This is a genomic window from Chloroflexota bacterium (genome assembly GCA_018648225.1).
Lineage (GTDB): Bacteria > Chloroflexota > Anaerolineae > Anaerolineales > UBA11858 > NIOZ-UU35.
Genome location: JABGRQ010000062.1, coordinates 1 through 4489 on the forward strand (window position 1 = coordinate 1; position 4489 = coordinate 4489).

The window sequence follows — 4489 nt, forward strand, 5'->3', positions numbered from 1 at the left end:
CGTAAATCGCGGGTCATAATTTTCTGCTCCTCCGTCGGAAGAAACCCTGGCGGCGACTGGCTATGCGGTGCAATTCGGGCAGTACAGCTTCGGTCGCCAGCTCGCCTAACCGGGCAACATCGGCGATATCGACGCGATCCAGATAACCGATATGCGCCACATCGGGGCGAATGATGATATCGGGCTTGTCGATTTCGAGACGCAAATCGGTGATGGCGCTGATGCCAATATCCAGCGAGTGCATGAAAATCTCGAAAGCCTGAGCGACTTTCAGGCGCGCAATCTGATTGAGGATGGGCGAAGGCATCAGAAAGCCAGGCGATTTCATCACCGAGCGTTCGGCCATCTCTGGGGTCAGGGCAACCGCCACAACCGGCATCCTGCGGCGGGGCGCGATCCCCCGAACTACAGTGACCGGCACCGGGTCCAGCAATCCACCATCCACCAGAAGATGCCCATCCAGCCTTTTAGGAGGAAAAATCCCCGGGATAGCAATTGTCGCCATTAGGGCATCCACCACGCGGCCTTGATTCAAAATAACACGCTTGCTGCTTTCCAAATCCACCGCGGTTAACGCACAGGGGATGCGCAAATCGCTGAAGGTTTTCTCGCCCACCAGTTTGTGCAACGCCTTATAAATGCCATCCACGCCCAAAAGCGCGGGCTCGCCGCTGAGATGAAAACCATAGAAACTGCTCTGGTTGACCTGAGTCATATAGGCCTGCAACTCATCTGGAGAGTGTCCGGCTGCGTAAGTCGCGGCAGCCATACCCCCGGCGCTGGTTCCGGCCACCGCACGGATTGTAAACCCTTCACGTTCCAGCACGCGCAACACGCCTATATGTGCGTTGCCCTTTGCGCCGCCGCCGCCTAAAGCTACAATAATATCCATATATTATGGCTTCTTTGTGGGCTTGGGTTCTTTGGTTGGCTTGGGTTCTGAACCCGGGTTAGGCTCTTTGGTGGGCTTGGGCTCTTTGGTTGGCTTGGGTTCTGAACCCGGATTGGGCTCTTTGGTGGGTTTGGGTTCCTTGGTCGGATTGGGCTCTTTGGTCGGATTGGGAATACTGGTAGGCTTTGGAGTACTCGTATCGGCAACTGCGTTTGTTGCTTTAGGCGTTTTCGAGGGATTTACAGGTTTGGGCGTATTCGTTTTCACGATTGCGCGCGTTTGAGTCGGCACGGGTGTATTTGGCACTTTCGTTGGTGCAGCTAACGTGGGATGTTTTGTCGGTATGGATAGACTCGTTGACGTTGGCGCGGTTGTATTCGTGGGTTTGAAACCCTGGTGGGAAGTCGGCGTGAGGATTTGCCCAACCGCCAATTCAGCAGGAAGATTCTGCACATCATACTCGGGGCGCTGCTCACGTTGGTTCTCCAAGGTTTGAAAATCGAGCAAAGCCGCTGCTTCAACTTGAGGGGCTAATGGCTGAAAACTGTATGCAGCAAATTCCCGATAATCAGCAGCACGATTCCCTAACTGCACTTGCAAGGGATGCTCCAGCGTACCACTACGATATGCCAACACATTGGCGTAGTGTAGCAACAACAAGCCGCCAACCATGGCAACGATAATGATTGTCAGCCAGGAAAGTAATTCTCCAGAAAATCTCGGCCTGGCGATCATATGTTCTCCTGGGTGTCTGCAGCTACCGACGATTCGATTTGCAAACATGCGGTGGCTTCTGGCGACAACCCAAAGTAATCCACCAGTATATTTGCAATAATATCTGCGTACTCCTGCGCCTGCGCCAGCCAATGCTGCACTTCAGCGGGGGTTACATCCAAAGTCTCGGCGATCACCGAGGGTGAATACTCCAGGCAATGCAAATAGCTTGCAAGCAGAGGGATACAGGTGGGGTAATCCAGCCCATCAAAAGCGTCAAAATCTTCGGGCAAAGCTTCTGGAAACTCTTGGATGCCGTAAACCTGCACCAACTCTTCCTTCCCCTTGAGGGCAAATTCACCCAAAAAGGAACATTCGATCGATGAATTGTCTTTAAGCAGCTCGGCAGTGGTACCGGAAATCAATATCGGGGAATTTGAAAATTGGCGCGACAGCGCCTGCATTCGCGCGGCGATGTTGACGACATCCCCTATCACAGTGTACTCAAAGCGATCTGCCGAACCAATATTTCCAGCGATAACCGGGCCCGAATTGATTCCAATGCCATAGCTAAACGGCGGTATTCCGGAGCTGATTCTAGAAGCATTTAGTTTTGTGAGGCCAATGCGAATCTGACTTGCCGTCATGACGGCACGCTTTGTCGATTCTTCCAGCGGCGCGGTTATTGGGGCACCAAAAACAACCAACGCGCTATCGCCACCAAAATGATTAATCATTCCGCCGCATTTCTGGGCTGCCTCGGCAACCATAGAGAAATAATCGTTCAGCAGCGAGACGACCTCAGCCGGGGGTTTTTGCTCAGCCATATACGTAAAACCACGCACATCAATGAAAAGTACAGCCACATCTTTGGTTTCGCCGCCTAATGGAACTTGATTCTCGAGAACGGCTTCCCGCACAGCTTCGGATACCATGCGACCAAACATCTCGTGAACATATTCGCGTTGCTGCAATTCAACGACCATATCATTAAAGCCTTGTGTCAGAACGCCAATTTCATCATCAGAAACCACATCCAATTGCACATCCAACGCGCCAAGTCCAACTTTGCGAGTCCCTTCAACCAATCGAAAAACGGGTACTGCAATAATCTGTGCAACCACCACACCCAGGCCAATCAGCGCCAAGACCCCAACCGCAAACAATCCCACAAGTTGGCCTGCTGAAAATCCTTGATCTTCTGACACTAATGATTCCGGCAGCGCCAAACCAAGATACCAGCCGGAGGGGATGCCCCTTAAATACAACGGCTCAATGGTCTCAATATATTTGCGCCCTTCAATATCCACGCGCCGGGCGGGCAAGAGATTTGCATCTGCCGAGAAGCGATCCCGAATATCGCCAAGACTAACTTCCTCGAAAGTGCCCGTAAATAATGATGATCGAACCAGATTCCCGGCTGGATTATAGATGCTAACACCCGCCAGGCTCTGCGCGTTAAGTTGCAAAATAATATCGTCAATGGGCGTGCCAATCAGCACTGCGCCCAGCACACTATCATCATCGTACAAAGCACCCGCGGTATACAACACCCACCCCCAGGGGGTTTCCACGATTTCGCTGAATTTATCGCCAAGTGCATCGCTCTCCAGCGCTAACACAGAACGTACAATCGACCAGTTCGGATAGCTCGTCGCTTGATCGGCAATATATTTTCCTGTCTCGCGATTATAATGCCACGTCGCAATGGGTGCGCCCGCGGCATCCAGCACTTCCACATTCCTGATCTGATTATTAACAATCTGCGGAAGGGTCAAATCTCTCAGAACCTCGGGATTCTGATCGGCAATAGCCTCCGGAATACCCACCGTAAATGAAATCGTGCGCAACATAACAAGGTGGCGTTCTTCAAGTTCGATAATGCCATCAGCGGCGCGTTCAGCGCTATCGGCAAGTTGTGTGCGGAATCGCTGTTCCAGTGTGGCAACAAACGAACGCGAAACCAGAAATATTGCCAGACCAGCCAACAAGGTAGCCACCACAAGATATGGCACTGTGATCTTAACGCGCAAAGGCAGCGAGAGCAGTGTCCGTAAAAATGTGCGCGTGTCCAAGGTGTTGTGCCGCTGTTTTTCCATACTTTATATGATAACTCATTATGTCAAATGGGTTTCAGGTTTTTCTTGATAGGTGCGCGATCGAAGCCCCAAGATGTGCGCCAAAAAGAACGATCGTGCCTAATAGATAGATCCAGAACAAAAGCGCGGCTATGGCTGAGAGCGAACCATACACCAGCGAATAATTCGCAAAACCGCTTTTCAGATACCAGGCAAAGCACCAGGTGATAATTTCCGCGGCAAGTGAGGCGACAAGCGCCCCCCAGGCTCCTTCGCGCCAAAGCACATGGGTATTTGGCAACCAGCGATACAACGTCACCAAAGTTATGAAGAGCATACTCCACAAAACAACGTGTGAAAAGTAACGCATATGCAACAAAACCTGGGCCGCGCCATTCAATCCGGGGGGTAATAAGCGAATAATTGTATTGGCGGTCAGTGTCAGCGCAATCATCAACAATAAAACCAGCAATATGAGCAACGCCATGAGCCGCCGCGTAATAAATGGCCGTCGATTCGCTGCTGGCCAGGCCAAATTAATATGCCGCGCCAAAATAGCAAACGCAGCGGACCCCGACCAGGCTAATGCCAGCGTACTGAGCATACTCACGGAGCCGCGCGCATCAAGCACTTGCTGAATATTTTTCTCGATCACTTCGCCAGCAAACGGGAATATCCCCACCAGCAATTTTAATGCCTGCACTTGTGCGTCTGCGCTCTCAACCAACCTGCCCCCAAAAGCCACCATCATTAACTTTAGTTTCCGCTAACTTAGGGACGACAAAACTACCAGGAGTTCATACTG

At 51.6% G+C, this 4489-nt stretch carries 3 protein-coding genes and 1 pseudogene; all 4 read right to left on the minus strand.

Annotated elements, in window-relative coordinates; genetic code table 11:
• Nucleotides 1–13: 13 nt before the first annotated feature.
• The 4 genes and pseudogenes from HN413_04490 to HN413_04505 all read right to left on the minus strand — a co-directional run bounded on the left by HN413_04490 (nt 14) and on the right by HN413_04505 (nt 4438).
• A complete protein-coding gene (locus HN413_04490) occupies nt 14–892 on the minus strand; it encodes a hypothetical protein (GenBank protein MBT3389648.1) in 879 nt (292 codons plus the stop codon).
• A 3-nt stretch (nt 893–895) separates the two neighbouring features.
• Nucleotides 896–1627, minus strand: a complete 732-nt coding sequence (locus tag HN413_04495; protein ID MBT3389649.1) for a hypothetical protein — start codon at nt 1625–1627, stop codon at nt 896–898.
• The gene (locus HN413_04500; protein ID MBT3389650.1) at nt 1624–3705 is read right to left on the minus strand and encodes a HAMP domain-containing protein; all 2082 of its coding nucleotides are present in this window, start codon (nt 3703–3705) and stop codon (nt 1624–1626) included. The genes HN413_04495 and HN413_04500 overlap by 4 nt, the downstream gene beginning before the upstream one ends.
• Nucleotides 3706–3739: 34 nt before the next feature.
• Nucleotides 3740–4438 (minus strand): annotated as a pseudogene (locus HN413_04505) (YihY/virulence factor BrkB family protein).
• Nucleotides 4439–4489: the final 51 nt, after the last annotated feature.